Annotated in this window: 15 protein-coding genes and 1 pseudogene; 9 read left to right on the top strand and 7 right to left on the bottom strand. The window is 76.4% G+C overall.

Annotated features, from left to right (window positions below; all coding sequences use genetic code 11):
- Nucleotides 1–2: 2 nt before the first annotated feature.
- Nucleotides 3–2,942 carry an ATP-binding protein gene (locus tag WAB14_RS13490; protein ID WP_340270519.1) on the top strand — a complete coding sequence of 980 codons (2,940 nt, stop codon included), beginning with the start codon at nt 3–5 and terminating at the stop codon, nt 2,940–2,942.
- The gene (locus WAB14_RS13485; protein ID WP_340270518.1) at nt 2,914–3,939 is read left to right on the top strand and encodes a homocysteine S-methyltransferase family protein; all 1,026 of its coding nucleotides are present in this window, start codon (nt 2,914–2,916) and stop codon (nt 3,937–3,939) included. The genes WAB14_RS13490 and WAB14_RS13485 overlap by 29 nt, the downstream gene beginning before the upstream one ends.
- Before the next feature lie 6 nt (nt 3,940–3,945).
- Here WAB14_RS13485 and WAB14_RS13480 read toward each other — a convergent pair whose 3' ends face one another.
- The 3 genes from WAB14_RS13480 to larB are packed head-to-tail and all read right to left on the bottom strand — an operon-like array spanning nt 3,946 to nt 7,244.
- Complete coding sequence (locus WAB14_RS13480; protein WP_340270516.1) at nt 3,946–5,220, bottom strand: arginine deiminase; 1,275 nt, start codon at nt 5,218–5,220, stop codon at nt 3,946–3,948.
- A 42-nt stretch (nt 5,221–5,262) separates the two neighbouring features.
- Nucleotides 5,263–6,489, bottom strand: coding sequence for a nickel pincer cofactor biosynthesis protein LarC (larC, locus tag WAB14_RS13475; protein WP_340270514.1), 1,227 nt, complete (start codon nt 6,487–6,489; stop codon nt 5,263–5,265).
- Complete coding sequence (larB, locus tag WAB14_RS13470; protein WP_340270512.1) at nt 6,486–7,244, bottom strand: nickel pincer cofactor biosynthesis protein LarB; 759 nt, start codon at nt 7,242–7,244, stop codon at nt 6,486–6,488. Before larB ends, larC begins: the two co-directional genes overlap by 4 nt.
- A gap of 58 nt (nt 7,245–7,302) precedes the next feature.
- On the opposite strand from larB, the pseudogene pheA reads away from it, so the two are divergent.
- Nucleotides 7,303–8,094, top strand: a pseudogene (pheA, locus tag WAB14_RS13465) (prephenate dehydratase); the annotation flags it as partial.
- Between the two features lie 44 nt (nt 8,095–8,138).
- Here the strand turns inward: pheA and yczE are convergent.
- Nucleotides 8,139–8,810 (bottom strand): membrane protein YczE, encoded by a 672-nt coding sequence (gene yczE, locus WAB14_RS13460; protein WP_377002546.1) that lies wholly within the window; start codon nt 8,808–8,810, stop codon nt 8,139–8,141.
- A 60-nt stretch (nt 8,811–8,870) separates the two neighbouring features.
- Between yczE and yczR the strand changes: the two genes are divergently transcribed.
- Together yczR and WAB14_RS13450 are read left to right on the top strand one after the other, a co-directional pair.
- Complete coding sequence (gene yczR / locus WAB14_RS13455) at nt 8,871–10,313, top strand: MocR-like transcription factor YczR (protein WP_340270511.1); 1,443 nt, start codon at nt 8,871–8,873, stop codon at nt 10,311–10,313.
- Between the two features lie 55 nt (nt 10,314–10,368).
- A complete protein-coding gene (locus WAB14_RS13450; RefSeq protein ID WP_340270509.1) occupies nt 10,369–11,172 on the top strand; it encodes an SDR family NAD(P)-dependent oxidoreductase in 804 nt (267 codons plus the stop codon).
- A 9-nt stretch (nt 11,173–11,181) separates the two neighbouring features.
- On the opposite strand, the gene WAB14_RS13445 is transcribed toward WAB14_RS13450, so the two are convergent.
- Entirely contained in the window at nt 11,182–11,610 is a 429-nt protein-coding gene (locus WAB14_RS13445; RefSeq protein ID WP_340270508.1) for a ChaB family protein, read from the bottom strand.
- A 97-nt stretch (nt 11,611–11,707) separates the two neighbouring features.
- Here WAB14_RS13445 and WAB14_RS13440 point away from each other — a divergent pair, with 97 nt between their 5' ends.
- On the top strand, nt 11,708–13,210 hold the full coding sequence (locus WAB14_RS13440; RefSeq protein WP_340270506.1) for a DUF2252 domain-containing protein: 1,503 nt from the start codon (nt 11,708–11,710) through the stop codon (nt 13,208–13,210).
- Nucleotides 13,211–13,225: 15 nt separating this feature from the next.
- Here WAB14_RS13440 and WAB14_RS13435 read toward each other — a convergent pair whose 3' ends face one another.
- The gene (locus tag WAB14_RS13435; RefSeq protein WP_340270504.1) at nt 13,226–14,257 is read right to left on the bottom strand and encodes a diacylglycerol/lipid kinase family protein; all 1,032 of its coding nucleotides are present in this window, start codon (nt 14,255–14,257) and stop codon (nt 13,226–13,228) included.
- A 57-nt stretch (nt 14,258–14,314) separates the two neighbouring features.
- Here WAB14_RS13435 and serS point away from each other — a divergent pair, with 57 nt between their 5' ends.
- From serS to WAB14_RS13420, 3 genes are read left to right on the top strand one after another with little or no spacing between them, the layout of a single operon-like run.
- Nucleotides 14,315–15,595 (top strand): serine--tRNA ligase, encoded by a 1,281-nt coding sequence (gene serS / locus WAB14_RS13430; protein ID WP_340270502.1) that lies wholly within the window; start codon nt 14,315–14,317, stop codon nt 15,593–15,595.
- Nucleotides 15,592–16,422 (top strand): HAD family hydrolase, encoded by an 831-nt coding sequence (locus tag WAB14_RS13425; RefSeq protein WP_340270501.1) that lies wholly within the window; start codon nt 15,592–15,594, stop codon nt 16,420–16,422. The genes serS and WAB14_RS13425 overlap by 4 nt, the downstream gene beginning before the upstream one ends.
- Nucleotides 16,419–17,102: a class I SAM-dependent methyltransferase gene (locus WAB14_RS13420; RefSeq protein WP_340270500.1), complete on the top strand. Its 684-nt coding sequence runs from the start codon at nt 16,419–16,421 to the stop codon at nt 17,100–17,102. Before WAB14_RS13425 ends, WAB14_RS13420 begins: the two co-directional genes overlap by 4 nt.
- On the opposite strand, the gene WAB14_RS13415 is transcribed toward WAB14_RS13420, so the two are convergent.
- A complete protein-coding gene (locus WAB14_RS13415; RefSeq protein ID WP_340270499.1) occupies nt 17,099–17,533 on the bottom strand; it encodes an OsmC family protein in 435 nt (144 codons plus the stop codon). The genes WAB14_RS13420 and WAB14_RS13415 overlap by 4 nt on opposite strands.
- Nucleotides 17,534–17,563: the final 30 nt, after the last annotated feature.

Raw genomic sequence — 17,563 nt, 5'->3', positions numbered from 1 at the left:
CCGTGCTCCGCCTCCTCGGCGAGGTGCTGGTCGACGGTGCCTCGCCCGTCCCCGGGCGCGCGCGCCGGCTGCTCGCCACGCTCGCGCTCGCGCGGCCTGCCGCGGTGGGCGTCGACCGCCTCGTCGACGTCCTCTGGGGTGACGACCATCCCGGCAACCCCACGGCGGCGCTCCACAACCACGTGTCCCGGCTGCGCGGGGCCCTCCCACCCGACGTCGCCGTCGTGACGGTGCCGGCGGGGTACCGGCTCGAGGCGGCGGACGACGTCGTCGACGTCGCCCGGTTCGAGCGGGCGCTCGGCGTCGCCGGGGCGAGACCACCCGGTCGTCGTCTGCCGGAGCTCGACGAGGCGCTGGCGCTGTGGCGCGGTGAGCCGTACTGCGACCTCGACGACCCGGCGGCCCTCGGCGAGAGGGAGCGGCTCGGGCGGGTGCGGGACGCGCTCGCCGACCTGCGGGCGGACGACCTGCTCGCAGCGGGACGCGTCCACGAGGCCGTGGCCGAGCTGGAGGGCCGACGAGCGCGGGACCCCCTGCGGGAGCGGACCGTCGAGCTCCTCATGCACGCCTACGTCGCGGTCGGGAGACGCGCCGACGCCCTCGCCGCGTACCGGGACCTGCGCACGCGGATGGTCGAGGAGCTCGGGCTCGACCCGTCCCCGTCGCTGCGACGCCTGGAGCTGGCGGTGATGGACGACGACACGAGCACCGTGCCGGCGCCCGTCCCGCACCCCCGACCGGAGACCGAGCCGGACCTCGCCCCGCGGTCCGTCGTCCGGCTCGTCGGGCGCGAGGCCGAGACCGCGCTGGCGCTGCGGCTGCTCCGCGAGCACCGGCTCGTCACGCTCGTCGGCCCGGGTGGCGTGGGGAAGACGAGGCTCGCCCACCACCTCGTCGACGAGGCGTCGCAGCCCACGGGCGGCCACGACCGGACCGTCACCGTCGTCGAGCTCGCACCCGCACGCACGGAGCAGGAGGTGGCGGAGCTGGTGGCGAGCACCCTGCGCGTCCACCCCGGCGCCGGGCGCACCTCGACGGACCGGGTCGTCGCGACCCTGCGGCACGACCGGCACCTCCTGGTGCTCGACAACTGCGAGCACGTCGTCGAGGCCGCCGCCCACCTCGTCGACGCGGTGCTGACGCGCACGCCCGACGTCGTCGTCCTCGCCACGAGTCGCGAGCCGCTCGACGTCGACGGCGAGCGGGTGGTGCCCGTCGCGCCCCTGCCGCTGCCCGTCGCCGCCTGGCTCCTCGACGACCGCGCCGCCGCGCTGGGGCTGCCGCTGCCGAGCGGAGCCGGGACGGCGGACCAGGTCGCGCGGCTGTGCGAGGCGCTCGACGGGCTGCCGCTCGCGCTCGAGCTCGCGGCGGCGCGGCTCCGGTCGATGACCCTCGAGGAGCTGCTCGACCGCGTCGACGACCTCCTCGGCCTGCTCGTCGGTGGACGACGGACGACCGCGTCGCGCCACCGGTCCCTGCGCGCGCTCGTCGAGTGGTCGGTCCGCGACCTGCCGCCCGACCTCCACCGGACGTTCACCCGCTTCGCGGTGGTCGCCGGCAGCGTCGACGCCCGGACCGCGGCCGCCGTCTGCGGCCTCGACGTCGACGAGGCGGCCGAGCAGCTCGCCGAGCTCTCCCGCCGCTCGCTGGTCGTGCAGGAGCGGGCGCCGGGCCGCCCGCTGCGGTACCGCTGCCTGCAGACCGTGTCGGCCTACGGCGTCGACCTGCTCGCCGCCGGCGGCGACCTCGCCCGGACCCGGGATGCGCACGCCGACCTCGTCCTCACCGACGTCGCCCGAGCCGGGTCCCTGGACGGGCCGGGACCGCCCGGCGTCGACGGCCTCCCCTCGCTCGCGGAGACCAGGGCCGCGCACCGCCACCTGCTGGGGTCCGGCGACGGCCCGCGGGCGCTCGCGCTCGCCGCCGGGCTGCAGCACCCGGCGCTGTTCCGCATGCAGGCCGAGGTGTTCGGCTGGGTGCACGCGACCGCGGACCGCTTCGGCTCCCTCGACCACCCCGATGCGGAGCGGGTCGTCGCGGCCGCCGCCACCGGGGCGTGGCAGGCGGGCGACCTCGCCCGTGCCCGGTCGCTGGCGGACCGCGCCGCCGGGATCGCTGCCCGCTCGGGCTGGCCGGACTCGGGGGCGAGCGCCGCCGAGGCACGGGCGGACGTGCTGCTCTTCGACGGCGACCTCGACGGCGCGGCCGTCCAGTGGGACCTGTCCGTGGCGCGGACCCGCGCGGCGGGACCGTCCGCCCGGCTCGTGACCCGGCTGGCGGACCGGGCGATGGTCGCCGGGTACCGGGGGCGCCTCGAGGTCGTCGAGGAGTCGCTGGGCGAGGCCCGCGCCCTCCTGCCCCCGCGCGACGCCTCGTGGTTCACCGCGTGGGTCGACTACGCGGAGGGCGAGGCGCTGGCCGCGACCGACCCGGCGCGCTCGTTGGCCGCCCTCGACCGTGCGCTCGCGCTCGCCTCGACCACCGGGGCGGAGTTCACCATCGGCGTGGCGGGACTGACGTGGGCCGGCCTCCAGGTGCGGGAGGGCGACCCGGCGGCGGCGTGCGGGGTGCTCCGCGACCTGCTGCTGCGCTGGCGGCGGGCCGCGGCGTGGGTCCAGCAGTGGATCACGCTGCGCACGGCCGTGGAGCTGCTCGAGCGTCTCGACGAGCCGGTGGCGGCCGCGCAGGTCCTGGGTGCGGTCGAGGCGGCGGGTGGCGTGGGCGTCACCGGGCCCGACGCGCAGCGTCTGCGCACGGTCGGGGAGCGGCTCGCCTCGGTTCTCCCGGACGCCGCGGAGCACGTGCGCGCCGGGGCGCGCCTCGACCCGGAGGCGGTCGTCGACCTCGTCCTCGAGCGCGTGCCCGCGGCGACCGCACCGACCTCCTCGGCCGTCGAGCGCGAGCAGCGACGTCGTGACGACAGCGGAGCGGGAGGTCCGTGACAGCGGGCGGCGCGAGCGTGGGCGCCGACGCGGCACCGCAGCGGCGGTGCCGTCCCCGACGAAGGAGACCCACGTGCACCCCGACCTGTTTCTCACCGACGCCGGCCTCGAGACCGAGCTGCTGTTCCTCGACGGCCGTGAGCTGCCGTACTTCGCCTCGTTCCCGCTGCTCGACGACCCCGAGGGCCGCTCCCGGCTCCTCTCCTACTACCGGCCGTTCGTCGCCCTCGCCGACGGGCTCGGGGTCGGGGCCGCCCTCGAGACACCGACGTGGCGGGCGTCCGCGGACTGGGGCGCCCGCCTCGGGTTCGACGCCGCCGACCTCGCGCGGCTCAACGCCGACGCGGTCGCGCTCGTCCGCGAGGCGGTCGCCGAGGCGGCCCCCGCCGTCCCCGTCGTCGTCTCCGGCAACCTCGGCCCCCGGGGCGACGGCTACGTCGCCGGTGACCGGATGACGGTCGAGGAGGCGACGGCGTACCACGCGCCGCAGGTGGCGGCCCTCGCCGACGCCGGGGCGGACCGGGTGGCGGTCCTCACCATGACGTACGTCGAGGAGGCGGTCGGGGTCGTGCGGGCGGCAGCCGCCGCGGGCGCGCCCGTGCTCGTGTCGTTCACCGTCGAGACCGACGGCCTGCTCCCGTCCGGGCAGCCCCTCGCCGAGGCGGTCGCCGAGGTGGACCGGCTCACCGACGGCCACCCCGAGACCTACGGGCTCAACTGCGCCCACCCGGACCACGTCCACGACGCGCTCGCCGGGCTCGGCGACGTGTCCGGGAGGGTCACGGCGTTCCGGCCCAACGCCTCCCGCATGAGCCACGCCGAGCTCGACGAGGCCACCGAGCTCGACGACGGCGACCCGCTGGAGCTCGGGGCGCAGCTCGCGGACCTGCGGCGCCGTCACCCGCACCTCACGACCTTCGGCGGGTGCTGCGGGACCGACCTGCGGCACGTCCGTGCCGCGGGCCACGCCCTCAGCGCGGCGGTCGTGGGGGTCTGAGGCGGCTCACCCCAGCGGGTCGCGCACCACGGGGCAGCTCATGCACCGCGGCCCGCCACGGCCCGAGCCGAGCTGGTCGCCGGGGATCTCGAGCACCTCGACACCCTCGTCGCGCAGGCGGGCGTTCGTCTCCGTGTTCCGCTCGTACGCCACGACGACACCGGGGGCGAGGGCCAGGGTGTTGTTGCCGTCGTCCCACTGCTCGCGCTCGGCGGTGACGGGGTCGAGGCCGGTGTCGACGCGGCGGATCCGCTCGAGCCCGAGCGCCTCCGCCGCGGCCGGCAGGAACGGGGCCGCGGGTCCGACGGAGAGCTCGACGGCCTCCGGCGGCACGTGGGCCCCGCTCGTGCCGGCGGTCCCCGCCGCGGCGGTGATCGGGTGGCCCTGCAGGGAGTGGGCGACGTTCGGGTACACGACGACGGCGTCGCGGTCGACCATCGTGCAGACGGTGTCGAGGTGCATGGTCGCCCGCTCCTGCGCGATCGGGACCGCGAGCACGGTGTGGGCGAGGCCGCGCCCCAGCAGGATGCGGGCGAGCCGCTCGACGCCGGCGGGGGTCGTCCGCTCGCCCGTGCCGACCGCCACGACGCCGGGTCCCACGACGAGGACGTCGCCGCCCTCGACGTGCTCCCACGCCGGCCGGTACGCCACGGTCGTGCCCTCGAACCGCGGGTGGTGCGCGTACACGAGGTCGAGGAGGTGCGTCTCCCGGTCCCGCGCCGGCATGGCGAGGGACGTGACGGCGACCTCGTCGCCCACCCACACGCTGGAGTCGCGGGTGAAGAGCAGGTTCGGCAGCGGGTCGACGACGAACTCGTCGTCCGGCAGCAGCGTCGCGACGAGCCCGCCGCGCCCGGGCACCTCGTCGTTCCGCACGCCCGCGACGAGGGCGGTCGTGAGCCGCGCGGGGTCGAGGTCGGCGAGGTAGCCGCGCAGCCGCGCGCGCAGCGTGTCCCCGATGCGGAGCCCGCTGCCGGAGGAGTCGGCGAGGGTGTCCTCGATCGCCCGCTCGCGGGCGTCGGGCTGCTCGAGGACCTCCCGCAGCAGGTCGGTGACGAGGTGCACCCGCACCCCCCGCGCGCGCAGCGTGTCGGCGAACGCGTCGTGCTCGGCCTGGGCGCGGTCGACCCACGGCAGGCCGTCGAAGAGCAGGCGGTCGTTGTTGCGGGGGGTGAGGCGGCGCAGCTCCGCTCCCGGCCGGTGGAGGATCACCTCCCGCAGCGTGCCGACCTCGCTGTCGACGAATCCTCCGCTGGCGGGTGCCGGTGCGTCCGTGCTCACGCGCGCCATCGAACCACCTCGGGCCACAGCGGGCAGGGTGCGTCAGCTCCCACCGTGCTCCTGGGCGAGGGCGCTCGCGCGCGCAAGGACGACCTTCGCGGGGGTGCCGGTCCGGGCGGCGGCGACGGCGACGTCCTCCCACTCCGGCTGCACGTTGACGACGCGCCCGTCGAGCCAGGCGCGCTTGACGCGCACGTGGTCGACGCCGTGCTCCCCGTGGAGCGCGACGCTCACCTCGTCGCGCGGCAGCGCGTGCTTCGCGACCGCCTGCACCCGCATGCCGATGGCGCTCGTCTCCCGCACGACGACGTCGCGGACGGCGCTCGCGCGCTCCGGGTCGCTCAGCACGTGGAGGGTGTGGGCGGGGCGGCCCTTCTTCATGAGGATGGGTGCGAGCCACGCGTCGGACGCGCCCGCCTCGAGCAGGCACGCGAGCACCCGCGGCCACAGCCGCGGGTCGAGGTCGTCGACGTTCGTGCTCGTGACGAGCGCGACGTCCGCGCCGGTGTCGCCGAGCGGCCCGACCGGCGCGCCGAGCACCACCCGCAGCGCCCCGAACCGGCCGGGGGTCTCCCGCGACCCCGCCCCCGCGCCGAGCGCGGCCGGACGCAGCGGTGGCAGCGGCCCCCAGCCGTCGGCGAGCGTCGCGAGCAGTGCCATGCCGGTCGGCGTGCACGTCTCGCCCGCGCCCGGCCCGGCGAGGACCGGTGCGCCCGTGGCCGTCGCGAGGTGGAGCACCGCGGGCACCGGCGCGGGCACCCGGCCGTGGCCGAGGGTGCCGGCGGCGTCCTCCGAGCCGCTGGCCCCGCCCACCCCCACGGGCGTGACCACCACGCGGGACACCCCGAGCGCGTGCAGTGCCGCGCACACGCCGACGACGTCGGCGATCGAGTCGTGCCCGCCGACCTCGTGGAAGTGGACCCGGTCGACGTCGCTGCCGTGGATCTCGGCCTCGGCGGCGGCGAGCGCGGCGAACACCGCCGTCGCCTGGTCCCGCACGCGCCCGTGCAGCGGAGCCGTGGCGAGGGCGCGCTTGATGTCGGCCCAGCGCCGGTCCGGGCCCGACCGGGTGTCCTCGGCGTCGGGCACCACCTCGGCGCGGGCGACCCGGAAGCCGTCGCGGACCTCGTGCCGGAACACGACGTCCGCGGGCACGACCGCGCGGACCGCGGCCCGGACGGCGGTTGCGTCGGCGCCGGCGTCCCACAGCGCCGCGAGCAGCATGTCGCCCGCCGCGCCCCGTCCGGCGTCGACCCACAGCGTCGTCACGGCGACGCCTCGCCCCGGCCGGTCACCACCGGCCCAGCCTCGCGGGGCGCCGCGGCGCGTGCCACCCGGGCGGCGTGGACGCCGGCGCCGTACCCGTTGTCGACGTTGACGACGACGACGCCCGGTGCGCACGAGTTGAGCATCGACAGCACCGCCGCGAGCCCGCCCGCCCCGGTGCCGTAGCCGACCGAGGTCGGCACGCCGACGAGCGGGACCCCGACGAGCCCCGCGACGACCGACGGCAGGGCGCCCTCCATGCCGGCGACGACGACGAGGCAGTCCGCGTCGGCGAGCCGGTCCGCGACGGCCATGAGCCGGTGGATGCCGGCGACGCCCACGTCGTCGACCCGCTCGACGCCCGCCCCGTGCACCCGGATCGTCACGGCCGCCTCGGCCGCGACCGGTCCGTCGGAGGTGCCGGCCGCGACGACCCGCACGAGCCCGCGCGGGGCCGGGAGCGCCCCGAGGACCGCGGTGCGGGCGACCCGGTCGACGTCGGCGTCGGCGAGCTCGGCGGCGACGTGGTCGAGCGCCTCGGGCGACAGCCGCGTCGCGAGCACGGCGGTGTCCGGGTGGGCGGCGTGGAGGGTGCGGAGGATCTCGACGACCTGCTCCGGGGTCTTCCCCGACCCGAAGACGACCTCCGGGTCGCCCGTGCGGGCGCGCCGGTCGACGTCGATCCGGCTGTGCCCGAGGTCGACCGCGCGGGCCTCGCCCTGCAGGGCTCCGGGGGTGTCAGGCGCGTGGTGCAGCACGTGACGGAGGGTAGGACGTGCCGGTGCGCGCGCCCGACCATGGCCTAGCCTCCGCCGGGTGGGACGGCAGCGGATCGCGTACCTCGGCCCGGCCGGCACGTTCACCGAGGCCGCGCTCGACGCCGCCGTCGCCTCGCTCGGCGACGACGTGGACAAGGTGCCCGTCGCCACGGTCGGGCGCTGCTTCGACGCGGTCCGGGCGGGTGAGGCCGACGCCGCCGTCGTGCCGATCGAGAACTCCCTCGAGGGCGGGGTCAACGCCACCCTCGACGCCCTGAGCGCGAGCGACCCCCCGCTCGTCGTCGTGGGGGAGCAGCTCGTCCCCGTGACGTTCGTCCTCGCGGCCCGACCCGGCACGACCCTCGCGGACGTGAGGCGCGTCGCGAGCCACCCGCACGCGGAGGCGCAGTGCCGGGCGTGGCTCACCGACCACCTGCCCCACGTCGCCGTCGAGCCGGCGATGTCGACGGCGGCGGCCGCGGCCGGTCTCGCCGGGTCCGAGGCCGCGGCCGGCTACGACGCGGCGGTCTGCGCACCGTCCGCCGTCACCCGGTACGGCCTCGAGGCGCTGGCGAGCGACATCGGCGACCGGCCGGCGACGACCCGGTTCGTCGTCGTCGCCCGTCCCGGCCGGCTGCCGGAGCCCACGGGCGCCGACCGCACGAGCCTCGTCGCGTACCTGCGCGAGAACCACTCCGGGGCGCTGCTGGAGCTCCTCGAGCAGTTCGCCGCCCGGGGCGTCGACCTCACGCGCATCGAGTCGCGGCCGACCGGCGCCGGGTTCGGCGAGTACTGCTTCTCCATCGACCTCGACGGCCACGTGCGCGAGCCCCGGGTCGCCGAGGCGCTCAAGGGACTGCGCCGCCTCAGCCCGCACACGCGCTTCCTCGGGTCCTACCCCAAGGCCGACGGGCGCCCCACCCGCGTGCTGTCGTGGACGGGCTCCGCGGGCTTCGACGACGCCGAGGCGTGGCTCGAGGGGATCGTGAACCAGCGCAGCGACAGCTGGACCGACGGCCCGATGAGCAGCGCGTAGGCGACGGTCCCGACCCCGACCGTCCCGCCGACCGCCCAGCCGACGAGGAGCACCGTCACCTCGAGCGAGGTCCGGACGAGCCGCACCGACCGGCCCGTCACGCGGACGAGGCCCGTCATGAGCCCGTCCCTCGGCCCCGGTCCCAGACCCGCACCGATGTAGAGGCCGCCCGCGAGGCCGTTCCCGACGATCCCGCCGACGAGGTAGACGATCTGCCACGTGAGGTGACCCGGGTCGGGCAGCAGCCACAGGGTGGCGTCGGCCGCGAGCCCGATGACGACGACGTTCGCGACCGTGCCGATGCCCGGTCGCTGCCGCAGCGGCCACCACGCGAGCAGGACGACCGCCCCGGTGAGGATGACGACGGTGCCGAACGTGAGGCCCGTCCGGTCGGCGACGCCCTCGTGGAACACGTCCCACGGGTCGAGGCCGAGCCCGGAGCGCACGAGCAGCGCCATGGTGGCGCCGTAGAGGAGCAGGCCGAGATGGAGCTGGACGAGGCGGCGGACACGGGGTCGCGGCAGGAGCACGAGGAGAGTCTGCGCGCGATTGGCCTTCCCATCCAGGGCCACTCGGCGCACACTGGCGTGGTGCAGACGCGGATCGGTGCCCTGGCCCTGGGCCGGTTGCTCGGCGACGGCTGGCAGGGCGCGGGTCCCACGTACTCGGCGCTCGCCGCCCGGCTCCGCAGCCTCGTCCTCGACGGGCGGCTCCCGCTCGAGGTGCGGGTCCCGAGCGAACGCCAGCTCGCCACCCAGCTCGGGGTGAGCCGCACGACCGTCACCGCCGCCTTCGACGCGCTCCGCGAGGAGGGCTTCCTGCGCTCCCGGCAGGGGTCCGGGTCGTGGACCGCGGTGCCGGGCGGCGTGCGCCCCACCGGTGGTGCGATCTCGCCGCCGCCCCCCGACGACTCGCTCCACGACGTCGTCGACCTCGCCGCCGCGACGCTGCCGGCCGACGGGGTCGCGGTGCGCGCCGCGTACGAGGCGGCCCTCCTCGCGCTGCCCCGGCACCTGCCCGGCAGCGGCTACGAGGCGGGTGGGCTGGCGGTGACCCGGCGGGCGGTCGCCGACGACCTCACCCGTCGCGGCCTGCCGACGACACCGGACCAGGTCGTCGTGACGTCCGGGGCGGTGTCGGCGTGGGCGCTGCTCCTGCGGGTCCTCACGACCCCGGGCGACCGGGTGGTCGTCGAGCAGCCGACGTACCCCAACGCGCTCGAGGCGGCGCGGCGCGCCGGCGCACGGCTCGTGCCCGTCCCCCTCGGTGGCTGCGACGAGCCGCTGTGGGACGTCGACGCGTGGCGGGCGACGCTGCGGCAGGCGGCGCCGCGGCTCGGCTACGTCATCCCCGACTGCCAGAACCCGACCGGCGGCGTCATGGACGACGCCACCCGCCGTGCGCTCGTCGCGGCCGCCGACGCCGCGGGCACCGTGCTCGTGAGCGACGAGACCCTCGTCGACCTCCGCAGCGAGGGGCCGGCGCCCCGGCCGCTCGCCGCGTTCTCCGACTCCGTCGTCACCGTCGGCGGGCTGTCGAAGTCGGCGTGGGCGGGGCTGCGCCTCGGCTGGGTGCGGGCCCCGCGGGACCTCGTCGACCGGCTCGTCGAGGCGCGGCTGTCGTGGGACCTCGGCACCCCCGTCGTCGAGCAGCTCGCCCTCGCGCACGTGCTCGCCGACCCCGACCGGCCCCGGCACCTCGCCGGGCGCCGCGCGCTCGTCGCGGCGCGCCGGGACGCCCTGGAGACGGCCCTGCGCCGGCACCTGCCGCAGTGGCGCTGGCGCGCGCCCCAGGGCGGGCTGTCCGTGTGGGTCGCCCTCGCCGACCGCTCGAGCACGTCGATGGCCGAACGCGCCGCCGCCCACGGGCTCCGGCTGGCGGCGGGCCCGCGGTTCGGGGTCGACGGGGCCCTCGAGCGGTACCTGCGCCTGCCGTTCGTCGTGCCCGTGGAGCGGGTCGACGACACGGTCCGACGCCTCGCCGCGCTCGCCGCCGAGGCCCCGAGCAGCCGTCCGAGCCGTCTCGTCGTCTGAGCACCGGGGCCGCGCCGGGATGCCGGGGCGACGGCCCCGCTCCTAGGGTCGCGCCATGGCGCGCATCCTCGTCACCGGCTCCACCCAGGGCATCGGGCTGGAGACGGCCCGGCAGCTCCTCACCGGCGGGCACCACGTCGTGGTCCACGCGCGTGACGACTCCCGCGCGGCGCAGGCCCGCGCCGCGCTCGCCGACGCGTCGGGGCCAGCGGGGGCGCCCGACGTCGTCGTCGGCGACCTCGCCTCGACGGCCGCGACCCGCCGCCTCGCCCTCGACGCCGCCGAGGCCGGGCCGCTCGACGTCGTGGTCCACAACGCCGGGCTCGGCGCGCCGGAGGAGCGGGTCGTCACCGACGACGGCCTCGAGCGGACCTTCCAGGTCAACGTCGTGGCGCCGTACCTGCTCACGTGCCTGGTCCCGCCGCCCGCGCGGCTGGTCTACCTGTCGAGCGGCACCATGCGCCGCGGCCGGCTCGACCTCGACGACCTCCAGCACGAGGCGAGGGCCCGGTCCGGCCGCTTCGACGGCATGCAGGTCTACGCCGACACCAAGCTCGCGGACCTCGTCCTCGCCCTCGCCGTCGCGCGCCGGTGGCCCGACGTCGTCTCCAACGCCGTCGACCCCGGCTGGATCCGCACCCGCATGGGCGGGGCCGCCGCCACGGGCGAGCTCGTCGAGGGCGCCGACACACCGGTGTGGCTCGCGACGAGCGGCGACGAGGGGGCGACCCGGTCGGGGCGCTTCGTGCACCGCCGGCAGGCGGAGGACGTGCCCGCCGCCGCGACGGATCCCGCGCTGCAGGACGACCTGCTCGCGGCGCTGGAGGACCTCACCGGGACGGGTCTGCCGTCCCGCTGACGGGGCCCGTCAGCTGTCGCGCGCCTCGCGGGTCGCCCTGTCGTTCGCCTTCTGCAGGGCGTCGACGAGCTCGTCCTTCGTCATGTCGGAGCGGCCGTGGACGTCCATCTCCTTCGCCTGCTCGTACAGGTGCTCCTTGCTCGCGTTCGCGTCGACGCCGCCCTTCGTCCCCCGGTCGGTGTCGACGCCGCCCTCGGCCTGCGCGTCGGAGGGGCCCTTCCGGCCGCCCTCCTTGGGCTCCCAGTGGTCGCCCGTCTTCTCGTGCGTGTGCTTGACCGCGGACCACGCCGCGCGGTTGGCGCGCTCCTCGTCGTCGTAGCTGTCCATGGCCGAGTCGTGCGTCTTGGCGAACGTGCGCTGGGCCTTGTCGTCGCTCCGCTGCAGGGTGCTCGGCAGCTCGTCCTGCTTCGGCGTCCCGCTCTTCGTCGTCTTGGGCACGGTGCCACCTCCTCCACCCACCGCGGTACCCGCCCCCGGCACGGGCCATGCACCCGCCGGGGTCGCGGCGCGCGGCTCCGGCTGGGAGCGTCGACGGATGGCCGCGTCCCGACAGCCCCGCTCCACCACCCGCTCCACCACCCGCGGGACGACCCGCTCCACCACCCGCGGGACGTCCCGTCCCACCACCACGGCGGAGGCGGAGCCGCGCTCCCAGCGCTCCTTCGTCGAGCTCGACGGCCGCGACCGCAGCGAGGACTACCGGAAGTGGGCGGAGTCCCGCGCGGCGGGCGACGTCCTCGTGTCGCCGGCCCTGCTCCACGGCCAGGCGCGGCGGGAGCACGTGCGGCGCACCCTGCTGGAGGACCACCGCGCCCGGATCAACAACCGCCCCCAGGGCGCGCAGCGCAAGTTCGACACCCTCGCCGACGACCCGTTCACGTTCTTCCGCGGCACCGCGCTCCTCTACTACCGCGACCACGGCGGTACCGACGGCCACCTGCCGGTCGTCCTCACCGTCGGCGACGTGCACCCCGAGAACTTCGGCGTCATGCCGAACTCCGACGGCGCCCCCTTCTTCGGGGTCAACGACTTCGACGAGGCGTGGGCGGCGCCGTTCAGCTACGACGTCAAGCGCGGCGCGACGGGCTTCTGGCTCGTCGCGCGGCGGAACGGTCTCGGCGCCGGCAAGGCCCGCAAGGTCGTCCGGGCGTTCGTCGAGGGCTACCTCGGCGGGCTGCGCGCCTTCGCCGAGGACGACCGCTCGAGCACGTTCCAGTTCCGCCTCGACAACAGCCCGCCCGTCGTCCGCGACATGATCGAGACGGCGGTGCGGGAGCGGACCGAGTTCCTCCGCACGTACGTCGACCTCGAGGTCTCGCAGTTCACCCCGAGCAGGAAGCGAGTTCCCCACACCTCGCACGTCGAGGAGTTCCAGGCGGTGATCGACCGCTACGTCGCCGACAACGACCTCGGGACCGTGCCCCGCCCGGACGACTTCTTCCGCGTCCGCGACGTCGCCCGCAAGAAGGGCAGCGGCACCGGCAGCCTCGGTCTCGACCGGTACTGGGTGCTCCTGCAGGGCTGGGGCGAGGGTCCGGAGCGCTGCGTGGTCCTCGAGCTCAAGCAGGCCCGGCGCTCCGCGCTGTACGGGCTCGTGCCGCCCAACGAGCTGACGGAGAAGCACGAGGCGGACGGGGAGGAGCAGGGCCGGCGCATCGTCACCGCCCAGCAGGTCCACCTCGTCAACGGCGACGCCCTCTACGGCTTCGCCGACATCGACGGGACGAGCTTCCTCGTCCGCGAGCGCAGCCCCTACAAGTACGAGGCCGACACCGAGGAGCTGTCCGGCAAGGACCTCCGGCGCTACGCGGAGGTCTGCGGGCAGGCGCTCGCCCAGCCCCACGCCCGCTCCGACGAGGAGACCGGCATCCTCGGCGGCAGCGCGGAGCACCTCATCCTCTCGGCGCTGCAGCCGCATCTGTTCGTCGACGACGTGGTCGCCTTCGCCGAGGAGGCGGCGGAGCGGGTGTGCGAGGACTTCGCCCACTTCCGCCGCGACCACGCGCTCGGCGCGTTCCGCTACTGGGACGTGGCCTGAGGCCCCGTCCCGGCCTCAGGGGGCGAGCGCGACGAGCGACCCGGGGCGCAGGGTCACCTCGATGCGCGTGACCTCGCCGACGACGTCACCGTCGACCTGCGCCTCGGTGCCGCGCGGGCACTCGACGACGACGTTGCGCGTCGAGCGGAGCACCTCGACGTCGGGGCCGCGCGCGTCACGGCGGCTCACGAGCCGACCGAGCTGCCACACGAGGCCGAGGTGGCTGCGGGGCGCCGCGATGACGGTCTCCATCACCCCGTCGTCCGGCTGCGACTCCTCGAGCAGCCGCAGCCCGCCGACGAGCACACCGCACGTCACGACGAGCAGCGACCGGACCTGCGCGCGCTGCACCCCGGCGCGCTGCAGCGACACCGACACGTCGTCGAGGTCCTCGGCGTACCGGACCCGGATGGCGTTGCGTCGCAGGGCGCGCGCGCCCGACACCACGTACGCCAGCCACCCGGCCCGCTTCTTCATGTCCTCGTCGACCCCGGCCATGATGTCGGCGTTGAGGCCGATGCCGAGACCGACGAGCGACAGCTCGCTCGCCCGGCTGCCGTCGGGGCGGGTGAGGGTCGCCTCCATGACGTCGACGTTGCGGTGGCGTCCCTCGTCGATCATCCGCACGGCCTCCTCGCGGCTCGTGTGGCTGACGCCGAGCGCGCGGGCGAGGAGGTTGCCGGTGCCGGCGGGCAGGATCGCGAGCGGCGTCGACGTGCCGACGAGCGCCCGCGCGACGGCCCGGACGGTGCCGTCGCCGCCGGACACCGCGACGACCGAGGCCCCCGCCTCGAACGCCTCCCGGGCCTGCTTCGCGCCGGTCTCCTCCGCCGTCGTCTCCCACCAGCGGGCCTCGCGCCAGCCGTTGCGGCGCGTCACCTCCGCGACCTCGCGGCGCAGCTCCGTCATGTTCGACTTCACCGGGTGCGCGACCACCGCGATCCAGCGGTCGCCCTTCCCCGCGTCTGCCGCGCCGGGACGGGCGCCCCGGTCCACCGGCGTGTCGTCCGGCCCGTCGTCGCGGGGACCCGAGGTCGGCTGCTCCACGGCGCGAGACTAGTGCCGCGCCGGGCGGACGCCGCGCCCCTGCGTACCCTCGCCCGTGTGATCGACCCCAAGGTCCTGCGCGAGGACCCCGACCGCGTCCGCGACAGCCAGGTGCGCCGCGGTGCCGACCCGGCGACCGTCGACGCCGCACTGGCCGCCGACCGCGCGCGCCGCGAGTCCGTCGCGGCCTTCGAGCGGCTGCGCGCGGAGCAGAAGGCGTTCGGGCGCACCGTGCAGGCGGCCCCGAAGGAGGACAAGCCCGCGCTCGTCCAGCAGGCGAAGGCGCTGTCGGAGCAGGTGAAGGCCGCGCAGGCGGCGGCGGACGCCGCCGAGCAGGCGCTCGACGCCGCGATGCGCGCGATCGACAACCTCGTCCTGCCGCCCGTGCCCTCGGGCGGGGAGGACGACTACGCCGTTCTCTCGCACGTCGGGGAGCCCCGCGACCTCGTCGGGGAGGGCGTCGTCGACGCCGAGGGCCGCGTGCCGGACCACCTCGCCGTGGCGGAGGGACTGAAGGCCATCGACATGCGCCGCGGGGCGAAGGTGTCGGGCAGCCGGTTCTACTTCCTCACGGGCGTCGGCGCCCGGCTCGAGCTCGCGCTGCTCGGCCTCGCGATGGACACCGCCGTGCAGGCGGGGCTCGTGCCGATGGTGACCCCGACGCTCGTGCGCCCGGACGTCATGGCCGGCACCGGCTTCCTCGGTGCCCACGCCGACGAGGTGTACCGGCTCGAGGCCGACGACCTCTACCTCGTCGGCACGAGCGAGGTCGCGCTCGCCGGCTACCACGCCGACGAGATCCTCGACCTGTCCGACGGGCCCCTGCGCTACGCGGGCTGGTCGGCGTGCTACCGCCGGGAGGCCGGCAGCCACGGCAAGGACACCCGCGGCATCATCCGCGTCCACCAGTTCCACAAGGTCGAGATGTTCACCTTCTGCGACGAGGCCGACGCCGAGGCCGAGCACGAGCGGATGCTCGCCCTCGAGGAGGGCATGCTCCAGGCGCTCGGGCTGCCGTACCGGGTCATCGACGTCGCCGCGGGCGACCTCGGCTCGTCGGCGGCGCGCAAGCTCGACTGCGAGGCGTGGCTGCCGTCGCAGGAGCGGTGGCTCGAGCTCACGAGCACGTCGAACTGCACGACCTTCCAGGCGCGCCGGCTCGGCGTCCGGGTCCGCGGCGAGGACGGCACCCGGCCGGTCGCGACGCTCAACGGCACCCTCGCGACGACCCGCTGGCTCGTCGCGCTGCTGGAGAACAACCAGCAGGCCGACGGCTCCGTCCTCGTGCCGGAGGCGCTGGCGGCGCGGCTCGGCACCGACGTGCTGGTGCCGGTGTGACCGCGCCGGCCGGGTCGTCGGGCCCCCGGGCGCTCGTCGCCCTCGACGTCGACGGCACGGTCGTCGACCACGACGACCGCCTGTCGGACCGGGTCCGGGCCGCCGTGCAGGCGGCTGCGGAGGTCGCGCACGTCGTCATCGCCACCGGTCGCAGCACCGACGGCACGCTCGAGGTGCTCGACCGGCTCGGGCTCCTGCGCGGGCACGCGGTGGTGTCGAACGGCGCGGTGACGCTCGACCTCGACCCCGACAGCGAGAAGGGCTTCACCGTCGCGGAGGCGGTCTCGTTCGACCCGGCCCCCGCACTCGCCGCCGTCCGCGAGTACCTGCCGGCGGCGCTGTACGGCATCGAGACGGAGGACCTCACGAAGGTCCTCACCGAGGAGTTCCCGCCCGGCGAGCTGTCCGGTCCGTACCGGGTCGCGTCGTTCGCGGAGCTGTCGCGGACGCGGGCCCTGCGCGTCATCGTCCGCAGCCTCGACCACACGCCGGAGGACTTCGAGCGGATCGTCCACCGCATCGGACTCAACAGCGTGACGTACGCCGTGGGCTGGTCCGCGTGGCTCGACATCGCCCCCGAGGGCGTGTCGAAGGCGACGGCGCTGGAGACGGTGCGCCGCCGCCTCGACGTGCCGCCGGAGCTGACGTTCGCGGTCGGGGACGGCCGCAACGACATCGAGATGCTCCGCTGGGCCGCGCACTCCGCCGCCATGGGCAACGCGCTCGACGACGACGTCGTCGCCGCCGCGGACGAGCAGATCGGCACCGTGCACGACGACGGGCTCGCGGCGTTCCTCGACCGGGTGCTGATCGGGCGCGCGGCGTGAGCGGCCACGGGCACGGGCCCGGCCACGGCCACGACGACGTCGTGTTCGACCAGGGCTACTGGGAGGACCGCTACCGCACCCGGGACACGCCGTGGAGCGGGCGCGCGAACGCCGTCCTGGTCGCCGAGGCCACCGCGCTGCCGACCGGTCGGGCGCTCGACCTCGGCTGCGGCACGGGCGGCGACGTCCTGTGGCTCGCGCAGCACGGGTGGACCGTCACCGGGGTCGACTGGTCGCGCGAGGGGCTCGCACAGGGCGCGACCGACGCGGAACGGCTCGGCGCCGACGTCGCGCGGCGGGTGACGTGGCAGCAGGCCGATCTCGAGACGTGGGAACCCGACCCCGTGGCCGACCGGTGCGACCTCGTGACGAGCCACTTCCTCCACCTGCCGCGCGAGGCCATGCGGCGGCTCGCCGCCGCCGCGTGCGGCGCCGTCGCCCCCGGCGGGACGCTGCTCGTCGTCCTCCACGACGTCACCGACATGGAGACCGGGCTCCGGCGACCCGACATGGTCGAGCGGTTCGTGCCCGTGGAGGAGCTGGCGGACGCCGTGACCGCCCGTCCGGACGTCGCCGGCTGGGACGTCCGCACCGACCGGCGCCGCCGTGAGCAGGCCGGTCCCGACGGCGAGCCCGTCGCCGTCACCGACGCCGTGCTGCTGGTGCGCCGGCCGGACTAGGAGTCCTCGGCGAGGCGCACCTGGACGGGTGTCCCCGCCTCGACCGTCCGGGACACCGTGCACGTGCGGTCGTGCGACGTCCGGAGCACCCGGGGCAGCACCTCGCGGGCCGCGTCGCCGTCGGCGCCCTCGGGGAAGCGGACGTCGAGCGTGAGGCGGATGTCCTCGAGCCGGTTGCCGTCCGCGTCGCGGACGTACGTCGCCTCGCACGTCGCCTCGAACGCCTCCGGCGCGCTGCGACGACCGGTGACGACGTCGACGTCGACGGCCGTGCACCCGGCGATCGCGGCGAGCAGCAGCTCGACCGGGGTGAAGCCGTCCGCCGCCTTGCTGCCGAAGCGGAGCTCGTCTCCGCGCGCGTTGCGCGCGAGGTACACCCCCTCCTCGAGCCGCTCGATGCCGACGCTGCGCTGCGAGGTCCCGTCCGCCATGGGGTGATCGTCGCAGGCCCCGTCGCCCGG

It is taken from the genome of Aquipuribacter nitratireducens, from assembly GCF_037860835.1.
GTDB lineage: Bacteria > Actinomycetota > Actinomycetes > Actinomycetales > JBBAYJ01 > Aquipuribacter > Aquipuribacter nitratireducens.
The sequence above is the reverse complement of the archived record's forward strand: the minus strand, read 5'-3'. Positions and strand labels throughout refer to the sequence as shown.

Bases quoted from the DNA above. Each gene is read 5' to 3' on its own strand.
- WAB14_RS13450 (WP_340270509.1), top strand. From the start codon at position 10,369: ATGGCGCGCATCCTCGTCACCGGCTCCACCCAGGGCATCGGGCTGGAG.
- WAB14_RS13440 (WP_340270506.1), top strand. From the start codon at position 11,708: ATGGCCGCGTCCCGACAGCCCCGCTCCACCACCCGCTCCACCACCCGC.
- WAB14_RS13415 (WP_340270499.1), bottom strand. From the start codon at position 17,533: ATGGCGGACGGGACCTCGCAGCGCAGCGTCGGCATCGAGCGGCTCGAG.